The 17648-nt window shown below is 69.8% G+C and carries 17 protein-coding genes and 1 tRNA gene; 15 read left to right on the top strand and 3 right to left on the bottom strand.

All coding sequences use genetic code 11. From position 1 onward, the window contains the following. Positions 1-76 precede the first annotated feature (76 nt). The 3 genes from ACR9ZG_RS00460 to ACR9ZG_RS00450 all read left to right on the top strand — a co-directional run bounded on the left by ACR9ZG_RS00460 (position 77) and on the right by ACR9ZG_RS00450 (position 2301). Entirely contained in the window at positions 77-511 is a 435-nt protein-coding gene (locus ACR9ZG_RS00460) for an NUDIX hydrolase (RefSeq protein WP_481282849.1), read from the top strand. Between the two features lie 134 nt (positions 512-645). Continuing rightward, entirely contained in the window at positions 646-1452 is an 807-nt protein-coding gene (locus ACR9ZG_RS00455; RefSeq protein WP_481282848.1) for a class I SAM-dependent methyltransferase, read from the top strand. Between the two features lie 9 nt (positions 1453-1461). Continuing rightward, the gene (locus tag ACR9ZG_RS00450) at positions 1462-2301 is read left to right on the top strand and encodes an alpha/beta hydrolase (protein WP_481282847.1); all 840 of its coding nucleotides are present in this window, start codon (positions 1462-1464) and stop codon (positions 2299-2301) included. On the opposite strand, the gene tyrS is transcribed toward ACR9ZG_RS00450, so the two are convergent. Further along, a complete protein-coding gene (tyrS, locus tag ACR9ZG_RS00445) occupies positions 2302-3504 on the bottom strand; it encodes a tyrosine--tRNA ligase (protein WP_481282846.1) in 1203 nt (400 codons plus the stop codon). Positions 3505-3815: 311 nt separating this feature from the next. Here tyrS and ACR9ZG_RS00440 point away from each other — a divergent pair, with 311 nt between their 5' ends. Together ACR9ZG_RS00440 and ACR9ZG_RS00435 are read left to right on the top strand one after the other, a co-directional pair. Beyond that, positions 3816-4574, top strand: coding sequence for an SDR family NAD(P)-dependent oxidoreductase (locus ACR9ZG_RS00440; RefSeq protein ID WP_481282845.1), 759 nt, complete (start codon positions 3816-3818; stop codon positions 4572-4574). A 10-nt stretch (positions 4575-4584) separates the two neighbouring features. Then, positions 4585-5043, top strand: coding sequence for a MarR family winged helix-turn-helix transcriptional regulator (locus tag ACR9ZG_RS00435; protein WP_481282844.1), 459 nt, complete (start codon positions 4585-4587; stop codon positions 5041-5043). 258 nt (positions 5044-5301) lie between these two features. Here ACR9ZG_RS00435 and ACR9ZG_RS00430 read toward each other — a convergent pair. Then, positions 5302-5375 (bottom strand) — tRNA-Gly (locus tag ACR9ZG_RS00430). Positions 5376-5521: 146 nt separating this feature from the next. On the opposite strand from ACR9ZG_RS00430, the gene ACR9ZG_RS00425 reads away from it, so the two are divergent. The 10 genes from ACR9ZG_RS00425 to ACR9ZG_RS00380 all read left to right on the top strand — a co-directional run bounded on the left by ACR9ZG_RS00425 (position 5522) and on the right by ACR9ZG_RS00380 (position 16379). Continuing rightward, positions 5522-6538, top strand: coding sequence for an isopenicillin N synthase family dioxygenase (locus ACR9ZG_RS00425; RefSeq protein WP_481282843.1), 1017 nt, complete (start codon positions 5522-5524; stop codon positions 6536-6538). 93 nt (positions 6539-6631) lie between these two features. Next, the gene (locus ACR9ZG_RS00420; protein WP_481282842.1) at positions 6632-7210 is read left to right on the top strand and encodes a flavin reductase family protein; all 579 of its coding nucleotides are present in this window, start codon (positions 6632-6634) and stop codon (positions 7208-7210) included. A gap of 70 nt (positions 7211-7280) precedes the next feature. Further along, positions 7281-8369, top strand: a complete 1089-nt coding sequence (gene add, locus ACR9ZG_RS00415; protein WP_481282841.1) for an adenosine deaminase — start codon at positions 7281-7283, stop codon at positions 8367-8369. Positions 8370-8380: 11 nt separating this feature from the next. Next, a complete protein-coding gene (locus tag ACR9ZG_RS00410) occupies positions 8381-9094 on the top strand; it encodes a GntR family transcriptional regulator (protein ID WP_481282840.1) in 714 nt (237 codons plus the stop codon). Between the two features lie 160 nt (positions 9095-9254). Beyond that, positions 9255-10283 (top strand): BMP family ABC transporter substrate-binding protein, encoded by a 1029-nt coding sequence (locus tag ACR9ZG_RS00405; protein ID WP_481282839.1) that lies wholly within the window; start codon positions 9255-9257, stop codon positions 10281-10283. Positions 10284-10303: 20 nt separating this feature from the next. Next, the gene (locus ACR9ZG_RS00400) at positions 10304-11821 is read left to right on the top strand and encodes an ABC transporter ATP-binding protein (protein ID WP_481282838.1); all 1518 of its coding nucleotides are present in this window, start codon (positions 10304-10306) and stop codon (positions 11819-11821) included. Beyond that, positions 11814-12899, top strand: coding sequence for an ABC transporter permease (locus ACR9ZG_RS00395; protein ID WP_481282837.1), 1086 nt, complete (start codon positions 11814-11816; stop codon positions 12897-12899). Before ACR9ZG_RS00400 ends, ACR9ZG_RS00395 begins: the two co-directional genes overlap by 8 nt. Next, complete coding sequence (locus tag ACR9ZG_RS00390) at positions 12896-13855, top strand: ABC transporter permease (RefSeq protein ID WP_481282836.1); 960 nt, start codon at positions 12896-12898, stop codon at positions 13853-13855. The genes ACR9ZG_RS00395 and ACR9ZG_RS00390 overlap by 4 nt, the downstream gene beginning before the upstream one ends. After that, complete coding sequence (locus ACR9ZG_RS00385) at positions 13852-15000, top strand: acyl-CoA dehydrogenase family protein (protein WP_481282835.1); 1149 nt, start codon at positions 13852-13854, stop codon at positions 14998-15000. The genes ACR9ZG_RS00390 and ACR9ZG_RS00385 overlap by 4 nt, the downstream gene beginning before the upstream one ends. Before the next feature lie 2 nt (positions 15001-15002). Then, on the top strand, positions 15003-16379 hold the full coding sequence (locus ACR9ZG_RS00380; RefSeq protein WP_481282890.1) for an LLM class flavin-dependent oxidoreductase: 1377 nt from the start codon (positions 15003-15005) through the stop codon (positions 16377-16379). 8 nt (positions 16380-16387) lie between these two features. Here ACR9ZG_RS00380 and ACR9ZG_RS00375 read toward each other — a convergent pair whose 3' ends face one another. Further along, complete coding sequence (locus ACR9ZG_RS00375) at positions 16388-17617, bottom strand: acyl-CoA dehydrogenase family protein (protein ID WP_481282834.1); 1230 nt, start codon at positions 17615-17617, stop codon at positions 16388-16390. Positions 17618-17648 lie beyond the last annotated feature (31 nt).

Raw genomic sequence — 17648 nt, 5'->3', positions numbered from 1 at the left:
GGCCGGAAGTCCTCATTCAGGGGTTCCGGCCGTTTCCCGTAGATCCGACTACTGGGTTGCGTTGCATGATGGGACGATGGTCGATGTCATCCGCAACCTCGCCGTAGGGCTTCCTCGCCGTGGCGACCATGTGCTTGTTTCGGTAGGCGGCGACCGGATGACCGGCGAAACATTCTGCCGCGCGATAGGCGGAGGAATCGACTTCGGGGAACGTGCGGAAGAGGCACTCGTTCGGGAATACCGCGAGGAGCTCGATGTCAGTGTTCGACCGACGCGCCTGCTCGGAGTCATCGAGAACCTCTTCGAGTTCGAGGGGCAGCCCGGTCACGAGATCGTGCATGTCTTCTCCGTCGAGTCGGAGGAGCTCGATCGCGTCGGGCTGGATGACGAACTCACCATCCTGGACACCGGAGCGACCGTGGCCTGGTTCCCCATACGGGACCTGCAGACGAATGCACCGCCGCTTTACCCCGCCGGTGCGCTCGATCTGCTCATCGACCGCACGAAGTGATGCGACCGCGGGTGTGCCGCGTTGATTCGCGCGATCACGGCGATCGGTCCCGTCTCGACAGCCCATAAGCCCTCAGCACTGCGCAACGCACACGACCCTTGACGAAGCAACGGCTTCCCGGGGCATGATGACGTGTGGATCAGCAGCGGATCGATGAGGCCATCCAGTCGTTCTACGGCGGAGTCTTCGAGGAGGACGCGCGACTCACGAGGCGCTCAGCGCAAGTACGCCTCGAGTTGGAACGCACGCAGGAGATCGTCCGTAGCGCCACTCCCGCACCCGCGCGGATCCTCGACGTCGGCGGCGCAACCGGCGTTCACGCAGCCGCCCTGGCCGCCGACGGGTACGAGGTCGTGCTCGTCGACCCCGTCGAGAGTCACGTCGCCGCGGCCCAGCGGGCGGGCACCTTTCTCGCGGCCGTGGGTGATGCGCGGCAGCTTGAATTCCCGGACGGTTGCTTCGACGCCGTGCTGATGGCCGGTCCCCTCTACCATCTCGCCTCGCGTGAGGCCCGGCTCGCGGCGTTGCGAGAAGCGCGCCGGGTGACCAGGGCAGGCGGATTCGTACACGCTGCGGCGATACCTCGGCTCTCCGCCTTTGCAGCGGCGGCTCTGGACCCGGCGCTGTTGGACGAATCACCGGACGCGTGGCTGGACCTGCTTCGGCACGGCACGCCGGTCCCATCGCTGCGTTTCCCTGCGGGGCACTTCCACACGCCTCGCGAATTGCACGAGGAGATGAGGGCAGCTGGCCTGACCGACGTGCGAGTGATCGGGCTCGAAGGGCCGGCGGGGCTCGCCCTCGAGACCACCGCGGAGGTCTCGGGCTCGGATTACGAAGCGGCCAAACGTCTCGCCATCACCTTTGAAGAAGCGCCCGACATCCGCGACTTCAGCAACCACCTGCTGGGTACAGGACGGGTGCCGGCCGGCCGCAAGTAGGGTCGAGATGTGTCGACGACGGTTCCTTTCCAATCCCTCGCGCTGGACGAGGCCGACGTCGTCTACGAGTACGGTCCGGATTCCGTTCCCGACCCAGCCGTTGCTCGGGGTGACGTCGAGGAGTTCCGCCTCACCGGCAGCCGCTTCTACCCGGCGACGTCGAGGACGATCTGGATCCATCGGCCCGCCGGACTCCCGTCCGACGCCGAGGCCGGGGTCATGTTCTTCAACGACGGCTGGTGGTACCTCGATCCGGACGGCGATGTCCGCGGTGGGACGGTGCTCGACAGCCTCTCCGCGGCGACCGCCATCCCGCCGGTCATCGGCGTCTTCGTCGATCCGGGCATCCGGGACGAAGACGGGCAGGCGATCAAGAACCGCAACGTCGAGTACGACGCTGACGACAGCCGATACGCGGACTTCCTCATCGAGGAGGTCCTTCCGCTCGTCCGCTCCCGGCACCGGCTCTCCGAGAAAGCGTCGATGACGGGCATCTGTGGCGGGAGCAGCGGTGGTAACGCCGCGTTCACGGCGGCATGGAACCGGTCGGATGCGATCGGGCGCGTGATCACCTTCAATGCGAGCTTCGCGCAGATGCCCCACGGCAACCCCTACCCGGAACTGCTCGCCCAAGAACCACCACGAGACCTCCGCGTCTTCGTCCACGCGGCCCACCGAGACCTCAATTGGAACGCCCCGGAGGACAACTGGTTCGCGGAGAACCTGGAAACTGCCGCGGCACTCGCCCGTGCCGGATACGACCTCCGTCTGGTCGTGGGCGACGGAGGACACAGCCCCAACCACGGTGGCGTTCTTCTCCCGGATGCCTTGCGTTGGCTGTGGAGGTGACTATCTCCGCCTGACTCGTGCCCATGCTCGCCTGCCGGTTCGGACGATGCTTCCGTCGCTGACGATGATCCGTTCGTCTGGATCGCTGATGACCCGTCCGTCGATGCGGACCGCGTTCTGAGCGAGCAAGCGCCTGCGGGCGGACTGGCTGATGTCGGGCCGGACACGTTCGAGCAGGCCCAACGCGGTGAGCTCGCTCTCAACCACCGAGACGTCCCGGATGTCCTCGGGGGCCGCACCTCGCGAGAACACGTCGGCGAAAGCGTAACGCTCCTGGGCGGCGATTGCGGTGCCGTGGTAGCGCTCGACGACGGCCTCGGCCAGCCGCAGTTTGGCGTCGCGGGCTCGCGTGCCGCCGGCCTCCGCGTCCGAATGGATCTCGGCAAGATCTGAATCCGCGAGGGCGGTGTAAGCGCCAGCCCACGTCGGGACAAGGTCGTCGCTGAGGCTCATGATCTTCCCGAACTTGTCGGTCGCCGTGTCCGTGAGCGCAACGTAGTTGCCGAGAGATTTCGACTGTTTCGGGCCGCCGTCCAGCCCGGGGGTGATCACGGTGGTGACGATGCTCTGTGGGCGCGCGCCGAGGCGCTGCTGGAACTGACGGCCCATCATCTCGTTGAAAAGCTGGTCGGAGCCGACGATGGTCAGGTCGCTGTGCATCGCGAAACTGTCGTAGCCCTGAAACACCGGGTACGTCAGCTCATGCAGGGCGATCTCGCGTCCAGCGGCAACGCGGTCACGAAACATGTCCCGCGCCATGAGCTGAGCGTGCGTCGTCATGCTGAACAGCCCCAGCAGCTCCGAGATCGGCATGCGCCCGAACCAGTCCGAGTTCCGGCGCACCTCGAAGAGTTCCGGATCGGTGTCGAGCACGACCGAGACCTGGTCCAGGAGCGCCCGCGCGTTGGCCTCGATCGCATCTTCGGAGAGGACGGGACGAGTCTCGCTCTTGCCCGTCGGGTCTCCCACCTGAGTGGTCAGGTCGCCAAGGAGGAAGACCACTTTGTGTCCGTGGTCCTGCAGATGACGCATCAGCCAGAGGTTCACCGCGTGGCCCAGATGAAGATCGGGAGCGGTCAAATCGACGCCGTACTTGATGCGCAGTCGCTCGCCCGTATCCAGCCGCTGTCGCAGGGCCTCCTCATCGATGATCGAGTCGATCGTCCGCCACATCGGTTCAAGAATCTCATCTGCCCGAGACATGGGTTTCCTCTCCACGCGACGAGAGGAGTGGACGGGCCAGAGCCTCCCGCGGATACACGAAAAGGCAAGGACGAATGTCCTTGCCTTGGGGCTCTGACCAGTTAGGAACGCGCGCTACACGACGCCGGCTCTGACCAGAGCCGGAAGATATGCGTGCACACGCGTGATCATACGCGAAACTGTAGCACGCAAGCGGGCAGCCGGCGGGCGGGACTCCTCATGATTCAAGCGCGGATGTGATGCATACGACGCCTTGACGGGTCGTATGGTAGCGAACAATAATCGTTGGGTACCGAACAAGGGGGAAGGCATTGGCTGGAGAACGCATTGCACTGGTCACCGGTGCGAACCAAGGGGTGGGATACCAGGTCACCAAGGAGCTCGCCGCCAACGGCGTCACTGTGCTCCTCGGATCACGAGACCTCGGCCGCGGGTCGGCCGCGGCCGAGGAGATCGGACCTGGAGCAGTAGCCATCCAGATCGACGTGACTGACGCGGAATCGATTGCCGCCGCCGCGCGACGCATCGGAGACGACTACGGCCGCTTGGATCTGCTCGTCAACAACGCCGGCATCTCCCGCTCGGTCCAGGGCGCCGGTGATTTCCTGGCGGACTACGAGGCGGCGAACAAAGCCAGTACCGCATCGTTGGCAGAGATCCGCACAGTCTGGGAGACGAATGTGTTCGGCGCACTCGCGGTGTATCAGGCGATGCTCCCGCTGCTGCGGGAATCCACCGACGCCCGGATCGTGAACGTGTCGAGCGGCGTCGGCTCGCTGACGGAGAACGCGAAGCCGTCTTATCCGTATCACTCGATGTTCGGGCCGGTGTACCCGGCCTCGAAAGCGGCTCTGAACGCGATCACCTTGGCGATGATGATCGAGCTGGAGGCCACAGACATCAAGGTCAACCTCGTGTCCCCGGCATTCACCGCCACCAACCTCAACAGCTTCGCCGGAACAGAATCTCTGGAGGACGGTTCGCGGGAGGTCGTGCGGGTCTGCCTGCTGGGCCCCGACGGCCCGACCGGCACCTTCACCCGTTGGGAGAACACTCCGATCCCCTGGTAGAACTGAGCCCATGACCGATGCCGAGGCGACGTCACTGGGCACCTGGGCCAAGCGCTACTACTTCGCCAACAGGGCGGCTGTCGATGCCGTGCTCCGCGGACACGGCATCGGATCTACCCAGTGGGCCGTGCTCTATCAGCTCGCCGGCAACGGACCTACCGCGCAGCGCGAACTGGGCCCCGCACTCCACATCGAACGCGCCAGCCTGAGCGGGATCGTCACCACCCTCGTCAAGAAGGGGTTGGTCGAGCAGACCGCGTCGCCGACCGATCAACGTCAAAGGATCCTCGCTCTGACAGCAGCCGGGCGCGCCCTATGGAGTACCTTGCCCGACCCCTTCGCCGAGGTCCGCGACGTCGCGCTCGAGGGAATCGACCCCGGCGAGCTCGCTGCAGCACTCCGCGTGCTGCAGCAAGCGGTCCGCCGCATCGAGGACCACGACTTCGAAGCACGTCCTCGGCCCTACTGACTGGTCTCATCGAGCGGCGACGGCGAGTACGGTCCGGCACTCGTCGTCGTCGATGCCGTTCTGCTGAGCGCGGCACATCCCGGCGCGATACTCCGCCAGTCCATCGGGTATAGGGATAACCACGGACTGGAAGTGGCGGATACGCGGTTTTGTGCCGGCTTCAGCAGTACGAGTGTTGTGTCGTGCCGACGTCGATGAGCCTTGTGCCATCTGGCCGAGGCGGTCAGAAAAAGCACACCCGGCTCAAGAAGTGACAACTGGAGCGAGTGACGGGAATCGAACCCGCGCTATCAGCTTGGGAAGCTGAGGTTCTACCATTGAACTACACTCGCGCGGCCCCGCGATCCCAGTAAAACATTGGGGAGTGAGGCTGCGGCCCAGACTACCCGGTGATCGGTTTCTCGCCAAACCGGCGGCGGCGTCGAAAGCTCGTGTAACACAGCAAAAATCGGCGTCGTCTCCTGCGACCATGGATCCCATGGCTCTCGACGCACTCCCGGTCCTCGACATCTCGGAACTCGATCGGGGTGATGCGTCCGCGTCGGCGTTCCGCGCGAAGCTGCGCGAGGTCACGCACGACGTCGGGTTCTTCTACCTGGTCGGCCACGGCATCCCGCAGGAGCTGATCGACGAGGTGCTGGATGTCTCCCGACGGTTCTTCGACCTGCCGGAAGCGGACAAGCTCGCGATCGAGAACGTGCGCAGCCCGCAGTTCCGCGGGTACACGCGCACGGGCGGTGAGCTGACCAACGGCGTGGTCGACTGGCGCGAGCAGATCGACATCGGGGAGGAGCGCGAGACCGTGGATGGCGGCCCCGCCTTCCAGCGGCTGGAGGGACCGAACCTGTGGCCGGAGGCCCTCCCGGAGCTGCAGAGCGCGATCACCCGCTGGCGCGAACAGCTCAGTGCGCTCTCCTTGCGGCTTCTGCGCACGTGGGCGGTGGCACTCGGCTCCCCGGCGGACGTGTTCGACGCGGCGTTCGCGGACCACCCGTTCTCGCTCATCAAGATCGTGCGTTACCCGGGCGCGAGCGCCGAGGTCGCCGAGCAGGGCGTCGGCGCGCATCGTGACGGCGGTGTGCTGACGCTGCTGCTCGTCGAGCCCGGCAAGGGCGGGCTGCAGGTGGAGCACGACGGGGCCTGGATCGACGCCCCGTCGATTCCCGGAGCGTTCGTCGTCAACATCGGTGAGATGCTCGAGCTGGCGACCGACGGCTATCTGAAGGCGACCCTCCACCGCGTCGAGTCCCCGCGGCTCGGAACGGACCGCATCTCGATCCCCTTCTTCTTCAACCCGGCGTTGGACTCGACCGTGCCGCGCCTGGAGCTGCCGCCCGAGCTGAAGGCGGACGCGCGCGGCCTCTCGTCCGATCCGACCGACAGCCCGATCCTCGAGACCTACGGCGACAACGCTCTCCGCTACCGCCTCCGGGCGCATCCGAACGTGGCGGCCATCCACCACGCCGACCTTCTCAGCCGGCCGACGACCTCGTAAAGCGGCGTAATGCGGGGGAGGGGCTCGGCCTGACGCGGGTGCAGGATGGACGCCATTCGTTCCGCATCCCACGCATCGTCCCGAGGAGCCCGCATGACCGATGTGCACGCCGCAGAGACCGCCGGCCCTCGGGAGCACGCCGGCCCTCGGGAGCACGGCGCCCGCTTCTCGCAGGGACTCACCCCGGACGAGTTCAAACTCGCTTTCCGCAACCATGCGGCGGGCGTCGCGGTCATCACCGCCGACGACGGCGCAGGACCGGTCGGCCTCACGGCGACGAGCGTGTTCTCGGTGAGCGCCGAACCCCCGCTGCTCGTCTTCTCGATCTCGGCGCACTCGTCGAGTGCGCCGACGCTGCTCCGTGCCGAGAACGTCGTGGTGCACTTGCTGGCCGAAGACCAGCTGGACCTGGCGCGGCTGTGCGCCACGAGCGGCGCCGACCGCTTCGCCGACACGAGGATCTGGACGCGTCTGATCACCGGGGAACCGTATTTCCCGGCCGCGCACGCCTGGATCCGCGGTCGCGTCGTCGACACGATGAGCGCCGGCAAGTCGACGATCGTGGCGGTGCACGCCCTCCAGTCGCATGTGCGCGACGAGGAGGCCGCCCCGCTGGTGTACCACAACCGCACCTGGCACAGCCTCGGCACGGCGTCGCAGCTGGCCGTGTGAGCCAACTTGTCAACAAGCTGCTGCGGCGAATAGAGTCGGCGGGCCGCCCGCCGAAAGGATCCCGCCGCCCATGAGCACGACCACCACCGCCGCGCCGACCGCCGGGAGCGCCGCGACGGCACGCCGCATCGACGAGACCTGGATCCGGGCCCTGCCGAAGGCCGAGACGCACGTCCATCTCGAGGGCAACTTCGAGCTGGTCGACCTCCTCGACCTGGCGAAGGCCGCCGGAGAGCCGCTTCCGGGCCCCGCGGCCACGCTCTTCGACGTGTCCACGCACGACGCGAGCGACGGTTCCGGCGACCTGGCCGACTTCCTGCGCTTCCTCGACTGGGAGTGCGGGCTCGTCCGCACTCCCGAGCAGGCCGCGCGCCACGCCTACACCTTCGCCGCGCGCCAGACCGCATCCGGCATCGACTACACCGACGCGATCATCAACCCGACGCACTGGGGCGCCTGGGCCGGGCGCGTGCCCGAGCTGTTCGACGCGCTGGCCGCGGGCCTCGACGAGGCCGAGCAGGACGGCCTCGCCGAGGTGCGGCTGTGCTACTCGCTGCTGCGTCAGCAGTCGGCCTCCGAGGCGCGCGACGTCGTCGAGTGGATGACCGACGCGCGCCCCCGGCGCGTGGTCGCGCTCTCGATCGACGGCGACGAGCGGGCAGCCGGCCGCGTGAGCGCCCGGTTCGCGGAGGCGTTCGCGCTGGCGGAGGCGGCCGGATTCCGCCGCACGGTGCACGCGGGGGAGTCGAGCGGGCCGGAGGGCGTGTGGGACGCCATCCGCCTGCTGCACGCCGAGCGCATCGATCACGGCGTACGGGCGGTCGAGGACCCGGAGCTGCTGCGGTACCTCGCCGACACCCAGATCCCGCTCGGCGTGTGCCCCCGCTCGAACGTGGTGCTGGGCATCTACGACGACTGGCGCGAGCACCCACTCGTCACGCTGCGCGACGCGGGCGTGAACGTGACGATCAACACCGACGACCCTGCGCCTCTCGGGACGACCCTGGAGGCCGACTGGGCCGTGTGCGCCGAGACCTTCGGCCTCGACGAGGCCGACCTGATCGGATTCGCCCGGGCGTCGATCGCCGCCTGCTTCGCCGACGACACGACGAAGGCGCGCCTGGAGGCCCGACTGCGCTCCGCGGCCGCCGCCCGATAGATTCGGGGATCGTGACCGACCGCAGCCTGCACAACGAGCTCCTCCGGGAGGTCCGCGAGGCGGCTGCGGCCAATGCGGCGCTTCCCGGCGAGCTGGAGCTGACCGCCCGCCTGGGGTGCACGCGGCAGCAGCTGCGCAATGCGCTCGCCGAGCTGGAGCGGCAGGGCATCCTCCGCCGCCGCCAGGGCGCACCCACCACGGTGGATCACGTCGGGCTCCGCATGAGCGTGCGGCTGGAGGACCAGTTCGAGCACACCGTGCTGCTGTCTCGGATGGGGTATCGGGCGGAGGTCGAGATCCTCGCCTCCGCGGTGGAGCCGCTCCCGGCCGCGATCGCCGCGCTGCTCGACGCCGAACCCGGCAGCCCGGCGCTGCGGAGCGTCAAGCGGTGGCGGGCCGACGGGCAGCCCGCCATGCTCGCCTCCGGCTACCTCCTCCTCCCGGATGCCGAGCCGCGAGAGCTCGACGACTCGGTGTTCACCGCCGTCACGCAGGTCTGGAACGAGCCGCTCGTGTGGGAGGTCGCGACGCCCGGGGCCGCCGCGCTCGACGCGGAGGCGGCCGGCCTGCTGGAACGGCCGGAGGGCACCCCGGTGATGACGTTCGAGCTGATCGGCGTCTCGGTGAGCGGCCGGCGCCTGTTCTACGCGTTCGAGCATCATCTGCCCGAGGTCGTCCGCTACTCCTTCGCTCGCACCGTGCGACCGCCGTGGGACGCTCTCTGAGCCTCTGACCCGCTGAGCCTCTGACCCGCTGCCGCCGCGTCGAGTGTGGCGTTATGTTTCGGCCCGCGTCGCGCCCGGCCCGCGGTCTGGGCAAACTTGTCGACAAGTTGCGCCCCCCATTCCGCGACTGCCCCTGCACACCCGACGAAAGGCGCCCGCCATGAAGCTGCGCTCCCTCCTCGCCCCGCTGGTCGCGATCCCCGTGGTCGCCGTGCTGGCCGCCTGCTCCTCCGGAGCCGGAGCCGCCGCAGGCTCCGACGGTCCGTCCGCCCACGAGCTGAAGGTCGCCGTGGTCCTCGGCGGCCTGGCCAACGACGGCGGGTTCAACCAGTACGCGGCCGACGCCGCGCACGCCCTCGAGAAGAAGGGTGAGATCACGGCCCAGATCCGCGAATCGGTGACGTCGTCGTCCGACGCCGAGGCGGCGTTCCGTCAGTACGCCGCTCAGGGCTACGACCTCATCATCGGGTGGGGCCTCGACTTCGCGAACTCCGTCTTCACCGTCGCCAAGGAGCAGCCGAAGGCGCACTTCGTCGCCACGGGCTCCGCCGACATCCTGAAGAAGGCCACCGCCAACGTCGAGACCTGGACCTACGCCAGCGACCAGCAGGGCTACCTGACCGGTTGGGTCGCCGGAAAGACCGGTCTGTCGCCCGTCGGCGTCGTCGACGGCCAGCTGGCCCCGTTCAACGAGACGACCTACAAGGCCCTCACGCTCGGGCTCGAGGACGCGAACCCGGCAGCGACCGAGCTCAAGCCGATCTTCACGGGCAGCTGGGAGGACCCTGCTCTCGCGAACCAGGCCGCCAAGGCGCAGATCGCCGCCGGCGCCAAGCTGATCGTCACGGGCGCCGAGGGGTACACCCCGGGCGTGCTGTCGGCCGCGAAGGCGGGCGGGATCGCCACGCTGGGGGCGTCGAGCACCTCGTCCTCCGACGCCGAGCAGGTCAACATCGGCCTCGTGAAGCTCGACTTCACTCCGACGCTCGAGGAGATCGTCGGACACGTGGGGAAGGGCGACTTCGGCGACCACTCGTACACCTCGACGATCGCCAACAAGGGCCTCGTCTTCGCCGACATCAACCCGGTGGACGCGGCTCCCGGCCTCCCGAAGGACATCGCCGAGCAGGTCGACGAGCTGGCGAAGAAGCTCGCGAGCGGCGAGCTGACGATTCCCTCGGTCGGCTGATCGGACGGGACGGCACCACGATGGGCTCCGCTCTCGCGCTCCTGGGCGCCTCCAAATCCTTCGGAGGCGCCCAGGTGCTGCACGACGTCGACCTGCGCCTGGCGCCGGGCGGAGTGCACGCGCTCGTGGGGGAGAACGGTGCGGGGAAGTCGACTGCGCTGAAGATCCTGGCGGGGCTCGAGCGGCCGACCCGGGGCGCCGTCACGGTCGATGGCGAGCCGGTGGCCTTCGCCGGTCGGCAGGAGGCGATCGAGCGGGGGATCGGCCTGGTCGCGCAGCAGCTCAGCCTCATCCCGGAGCTCACCCTGGCCGAGAACCTCATCCTCGGCCAGCCGGAGCGCATCGCCCGTCGCGGGCGTGCCGCCCGTCTGCTGCGGGAGGCCGCCGACCAGGCCGGTCTGCCGGTCCGGCCCGACGTCCGGGTGCGCGAGCTCGGCCTCGCGCAACGGCAACTCGGCGAACTCGCGATCGCGCTGGCCCAGGGCGCCCGCATCCTGCTGCTCGACGAGCCGACGTCGGCGCTCGGTCCCTTCGAGACCGCCGCGCTGTTCGACCGCGTGCGCGCGCTGGCCGATGGCGGCTACGCGGTCCTCCTGATCACCCACCGCCTGGACGAGGTGCGGCAGGTCGCCGACGAGGTGACGGTCCTGTCGCACGGCCGCGTGACGCTCGCGGCCCGGGTGGCCGACGTCTCCGACGACGAGCTCGTCAACGCCATGGTGGGCAGCGTCCCGGCAGTCCCGAAGCGATCGCATGACGTCGTCGGCGAGCCGCGCCTGCGACTCGCCGGAGTCTCCGCCCCGGGCGGCGGGGCGCGCATCGACGATGTCGACCTCGCCGTCCGCGGCGGCGAGATCGTCGGTGTGCTCGGCGTCGCCGGCAACGGCCAGACCGCCCTGGCCGAGGCGGCGGCCGGGGTGCTCGCGCCGCAGTCCGGAACCGTCACTGTCGACGGCACGGCCGTCACGGGCCGGCCCGAGAGGGCTGCGGAGGCAGGGCTCGCCTACGTCCCGGAGGTGCGCGAGGAGGCCCTCCTCCCGGACGCGCCGCTCACACGTTCGGCGGTTCTGAGGACCCTCGGCAGCGGTCGCCGCTTCCTCCGGAGGGGGATCGTGGACTGGAAGGCGGCGCGGTCGTTCACCGCGGCCCTCCTGCAGCGGCACGACGTGCGCCCGGCCGACCCGGATCTGCCGGCACGGGCGCTGTCCGGCGGCAACCAGCAGAAGCTGCTCGTCGGTCGCGAGCTCGACGGCGCTCCCGCCGTCGCGGTGCTGCACGGCCCGACACAGGGGCTGGACCTGCATGCGGGCGCCGTCATCCGCGGCGAGATCCGCGCGGCCGCCGCCGCAGGCACAGCGGTGCTGCTCGTCAGCGCCGACACCGACGAGATCCGTGAGCTGGCGGACACCATCCTGATCCTCTCGAAGGGACGCATCGTGGACCGGCTCGCGGCCGACGAGTTCGACAGCTCCCGGGTGGGCCGCGCCATGGCGGGGCTCACCGGCACGGCGCCGACGGACGGAGGCGGCCATGAGTGACCTGCTCGCGTTCGCGCGCCGCCGGCGCGGCTACCTGATCGCGGCTCTGTACGTGGTCGCCGGCTTCGCCGTCGTGCTCGCGCTGGTCGCCTCCACCGGTGGCGACCTGGGGATCGCCGTGAGCGGATGGTTCACCGGCGCGTTCGGCGACGGATACAACCTGACGCAGACCCTGGCCGACGCGACGCCGCTCGCGCTCGTCGCCATCGGAGTCTCGGTGGCTCTGCGGGCCGACGTGATCACCATCGGAGCCGAAGGCCAGGCGATCGTGGGTGCCGTCCTCTCCACCGCGCTCGCTCTGCTGCTCGGCCCGTCGGTGAGCCCGGTCATCGCCCTCTCGCTCGGCGCCGTCGCCGGGATCGTCGGCGGAGTCCTGTGGGCGCTCCCCGCCGCCGTCGCGAAGCTGCGCTGGGGCGTCACCGAGATCCTGTTCACGCTTCTCGCGAACTACCTCGCGGTGTCGCTCCTGACCTTCCTCCTCCGGACGGTGCTCCGCGACCCGGCGACCAACGCGAGCCCGCAGAGCCCGCCGCTGCCGGTGCCGTCCCAGCTCCCCATGCTGCCGGTGTCGGGGCGCATCCACGTCGGCATCGTGCTCGTCGCCGTCCTGCTCGTCGTCCTCTGGTGGTGGTCGCGGACGCGGCAGGCGTTCGTGCTGGACGTCTACGGGTCGCGCCCGCTGCTCGCGGCCCGCCTCGGCCTCACCCCGCGCCGCGCCGTCCTCACCGCCATGATCGTGTCGGGAGCCGCGGCGGGGCTGGCCGGGTGGATGCAGGTCGCGGGCGTGACGCAGCGACTCGAGCCCGACGTCTCGAGCGGCATCGGCTTCGCCGGTCTCGCCGTCGCCGTGCTCGGGCGCGGCAACCCGATCGGCATCGCGATCGCCGCGGTGGTGTACGCGTCCCTCGGGACGGGCGCCGCGGGCATCCAGATCGCGACGGGGACGGTGCCGACCGCGATCGGGACCGTCACGCAGGGCATCCTGCTGCTCACGGCGGCTCTCGCGCTCGCCGCCGTCAAGATCACCGGCCGTGAGCGCGCAGACGCGGTCGCAGCCAGGGCGGAGGTGGCGGCATGAGCCCGGTGGACTTCTGGACCGTCGTGCTGTCCGGCGCGCTCGCCCTCTGCGCGCCGATCGTGATCGCCGGCCTCGGTGAGATCTTCCTCGAGCGCACGGGCGGCTTCAACGTCGGCATCGAGGGCATGATGCTGCTCGGCGCCGTGTTCGGGGTGCTCGGCTCGCACCTGGGCGGTGTGTGGGTCGGCGCCCTCGCGGGAATCCTGGTCGGACTGGTGGCGGGACTCCTGGTGGGCCTGGCGTCGGCCGTCGGCAAGGCCGACATCATCATCGTGGGAATCGCGATCGGGCTCCTCGGCAGCGGCCTGAGCGTCTTCCTCTACCAAGTGCTCAACCCGGCCGGGCACACCAATCAGACGGTGCAGACGCAGCCGCCGCTGCATCTTCCGTTGATCGAAGCGGTCCCGGTGATCGGACCGGGCCTGGCCGGCGCCGGCCTCTTCTTCTATCTCTCGCTGGTGCTCGTCGTGCTCTCCTGGCTGGTCCTCGATCACACCCGGTTCGGCCTGCGCCTGCGAGCCGTCGGCGACGACGAGGCGGTGGCGCGCACGCGGGGCATCGCCTCGGTCCGCTTCCGCGTCGTGGCGGCGATCATCGCCGGAGGCTTCGCGGGGCTCGCGGGCGCGACCGTCCCGCTCGCCGAGATCGGCACCTTCTCGCCCGGCATGACCGGTGGCACCGGATTCATCGCCCTGGCCGTCGTCATCATCGGCCGCAGGACCCCCGCCGGACTGATCGCGGGCGCCCTGCTGTTCTCGTTCTTCAACAGCCTGGCCCTGCTGGCGCAGACGCAGAGCCTCGGCCTGCCGGTCGAGCTCTTCCAGGCGCTCCCGTACCTCGCGACGCTCGTCGTGCTCTGCGTGGTCTCGCGTCGCGTCTGGCGCCGGACACGTGCGACCCGCTCTGCCGCCGTGCCGCTCCCCACCCCAGCACCCGAACCAGAAGGAGTCCGATGACCGCCCCGAACAGCCTGCATGACCTCCCCGCCCGCGAGCGCGAGCTGCTCGACGCGATCGGCGAGCTCGCCACCGGCTTCGAGGCCGAGGCCGCGGGGTACGACGATCGGGCCGAGATCGCTGTCGGCAACCTGACCGCGCTGCACGACGCCGGACTGGATGCGGCCGTGCTGCCCGAGCATCTCGGCGGCACCGGCATCAGCTATCAGGCCTTCGGCGAAGCCGTGCGGATCCTCGCCGCCGCCGATCCCTCCACCGCCACGCTCGTGACCATGCACACCGGCGCGGCCGTCGGCCTGGCCGAGCTGACCCGCGAGCGCCAGGGCAGCTTCTTCGCCGACGAGCTGCTGGCCGGCAAGCGCTTCGCCAACGCCCTGTCGGAGCCCACGAGCGGCAACCGCTTCCTCAATCCGCAGCAGGAGGCGCGCCCCGCCGCGGGCGGCTGGCTGCTCGACGGCACCAAGCGGTTCGTGTCAGGAAGCGAGATCGCCGACTACCTCCTGGTGAACGCGCTCGTCGACGGCGCGCCCACCTTCTTCGCCGTCATCCCCGACGACACCGTTTCGATCATCCCGATCTGGGACACGCTGGGCCTGCGTGCCACCCGCAGCCAGCTCCTCTCCTTCAGCGGCACCCTCCTGCGCGAGGAGCTCCGCGGCCGTTCGCCGCAGCCCGGCGACTTCGCCGCGGTGCCCGCCGGTCTGCCCGCGATCTCGCTGGGCATCGCTGACGCCGCCCTCGGCGCCCTCGTGGATCACGCGCGCAATCGCGCGATCCTCGGCAAGCCGCTCTCGCACCAGCAGTGGATCCAGCACGAGGTGGCCGACGCCCAGTCGCGCCTCGAGGCCGTGCACGCGTTCTTCCAGCGCACCCTCGCCGAGGCCGACGCCGGGAGGCCCGAGTTCTTCTCCAACCTGTCGCGCGCCAAGTACCTCGCCAACAAGATCGCGGTCGACGTCGCCCAGCTCGGTGTCCGGGTGGGCGGTGCATCGGGATACCTCAAGCAGTCGCCCATCCAGCGCCACCTCCGCAACGCGCAGGCCGGGCAGCTGATGGCCTACTCGACCGAGGTGCTCGCGACCGAGATCGGCAAAGAGGTGCTCGGCGTCGAACCGGTGCCGGCCGACGAGGCGGAGGTGGCGTGAGCATGGCCGATCGCGAGCGCATGATCTTCAACGCCTTCAACATCTTCTCGGTCTCCCACCACGACCAGGGCATGTGGGCGTGGCCGGGCAGCGAGCAGCTGCGGTACAACGACGTGCACTACTGGGCCGATGTAGCACGGCTGCTCGAGCGCGGACGGTTCGACACCCTCTTCTTCGCCGACGTGCTGGCGCCGTACGAGACCTTCGAGGGTTCGCGCGAGCGTGCGGTGTACAGCGGGATGCAGTTCCCGATCAACGACCCGGGCGAGCTGATCCCGGCGCTGGCGTACGCCACCGAGGACCTGGGCTTCGTGCTCACGCAGAACATCCTCCAGGAGCCTCCGTACGCGTTCGCGCGCAAGATGTCGACGCTCGACCACCTCACGCGGGGCAGGATCGCGTGGAACATCGTCACGACGTTCCTGCCCGGCGCTGGACGCAACCTCGGCTTCGGCGGACTGCCGGAGCACGAGGACCGCTACGCCCGCGCCGACGACTACATCGACGTCGTCTACAAGCTGTGGGAGGCCTCCTGGGAGGATGACGCCGTCGTGCGGGACACGGCGCGGCAGCAGTACTCCGATCCCGGCAAGATCCACGAGATCAACCACGTCGGACCGTTCTACGACGTCGTCGGCCCGCATCTCACGGAGCCCTCGCCGCAGCGCACGCCGTTCCTCATCCAGGCGGGGGTCTCGCCGCGCGGCCGCGACTTCGCCGGACGCAACGCGGAGGGCCTCTTCATCAACGCGCTCAGCCCGGCCGAGGCCGAGCCGGTCGTGAAGGATGTGCGAGCGGCCGCCGTCCGCCACGGCCGCCGTGCCGACGACGTCAAGCTGTTCGGCATCCTCGGCTTCGTGGTGGGCAGCACCGAGGAGGAGGCGCGCCGGCTGCACGAGGAGATCACGGACTTCCAGAGCATCGACGCCAACCTGGCGAAGCAGAGCGTCTTCCTCGGGTACGACTTCAGCCGGCTTGATCCGAAGGAGCCGATCAGTGAGATCGCGAAGCGCCCGGAGGGCCGGGAGGGCATCGTCGGCAAGCTCATCGCCATGTCGCCGAACCCGCGGTACACGATCGGCGAGCTGGTCCGCTGGTTCGGGAACCTCCGGGTGGTGGGTACGCCGGAGCAGATCGCCGACCATGTGGAGGCGTGGAACGACGCCGGCGTCGACGGGATGAACGTGCAGTACGTGGTCTCGCCGGGGTCGTTCGAGGACTTCGTCGACCATGTCACGCCGGTGCTGCAGCAGCGCGGGCTCATGCAGAGCGAGTACCGAGAGGGCACCCTGCGCGAGAAGGTGTTCGGGAAGGGCCCCTTCCTGCCGGACGAGCACCGCGCCCGCGGCTTCCGCCGCGCCGCGTTCGGGGAGGGCTGACGCGGGCGCTACTGCACCGACTCCCGTGCCCCGGCCGGCGTGTGCTCGCGTCCCCAGGTCGCGAACGTGCCGTTGAGCTCCCACTCGCCGATCGAGCGGGCGCGCTGCCGTGCAGGATTGTGCGACGACAGGGTGCGTGCGTTGCGCCAGTGCCGGTCGAGCGCGAACCCGTTCCCCACCGCGCTCGCGCCGCCGACCTCGAAGAGCTCGGTGGTCGCATCCAGGACGATCCCCGGCACGATCTGCTGCACGCGGAACACGCTGAGGGCCGACTCGCGGAACGCCTCACGCCGGTCGGGCCGCGCCCTCAGGCCGTCGAGCTCGCGCGCAGCGGAGAGCACCAGACGGCGGGCGGCGTCGGCGGCGCTGCTGACCTGGCCGACGACCTGCTGCACGAGCGCGTCGTCGCGCGGCCGCGCCTCTGACGCGAACCCGAAGATGCGGCGGCGCGGTCGCACGAACTCGACCGTGTCGCGCACGGCGGCCGTGGCGATGCCCGCGAGGACGGCCAGCAGCGTGAGCTGGAACACCGCGGCGACGTACTCGCCCGCGCCGTCGTCCTCGTCGCTCCAGGCGATGATGTCGGCGGGCCCGATCGGCACGTCCGTGAACACGGTCGTCCCGCTCCCGGTCAGCGGCTGGCCGAAGCCGTCCCAGTCGTCGACCGAGGCGACGCCCGGTTGCGCGGCGTCGGCGAGCACGTTGACGCGCTCGCCGTCGAGGCTCGCCGTGAGCAGGATCCAGTCCGAGTAGATGCTCCCCGTCGTGTAGTACTTGGTGCCCGTGAGCCGCAACCCGTCGGCGGTGCGGGCGATGGTCGCCGCGACGTCGGCGGTCGCCCTCCGCTCGGACTGGGCGTTTCCGACCAGGATGCCGTCCGCCGCCCGCGCGAGCCAGGTGTCGGCCCAGCTGCGGCGGGCCTCGGCGTGGAGGCTCTCGACGAATCCGATGTGCCCGCGGAAGACGTGCGCGAGGTTCGGGTCGACGGCGGCCAGGTGCACGAGGCGCTCGAAGAGGTCCTCGAGCGACCCGCCGAGACCGCCCAGCGCGACGGGGACGCGGACCGCGCCGAAGCCGGCGTCGACCAGCCGGTGGACGGGGTCGTGGAGCAGCTCGCGGTCGCGCTCCCGCTGCGCCGTCGTTCCCTGCAGCTCGGCGGAGAGGTCGTGGATGACGGGGTCGAGAGCGTCCAGGCGCGTGCGGAAACGGGGCGGGGCGAGGGTCGTCGGGGAGGTCATGGTGCGGCACGTTACGCAGGCGGCGCCGCTC

Source organism: Leifsonia sp. KNZ12-8B (assembly GCF_056755495.1).
Note: the sequence above shows the minus strand (reverse complement) of the source record. Positions and strands in the feature narration are given on the sequence as shown.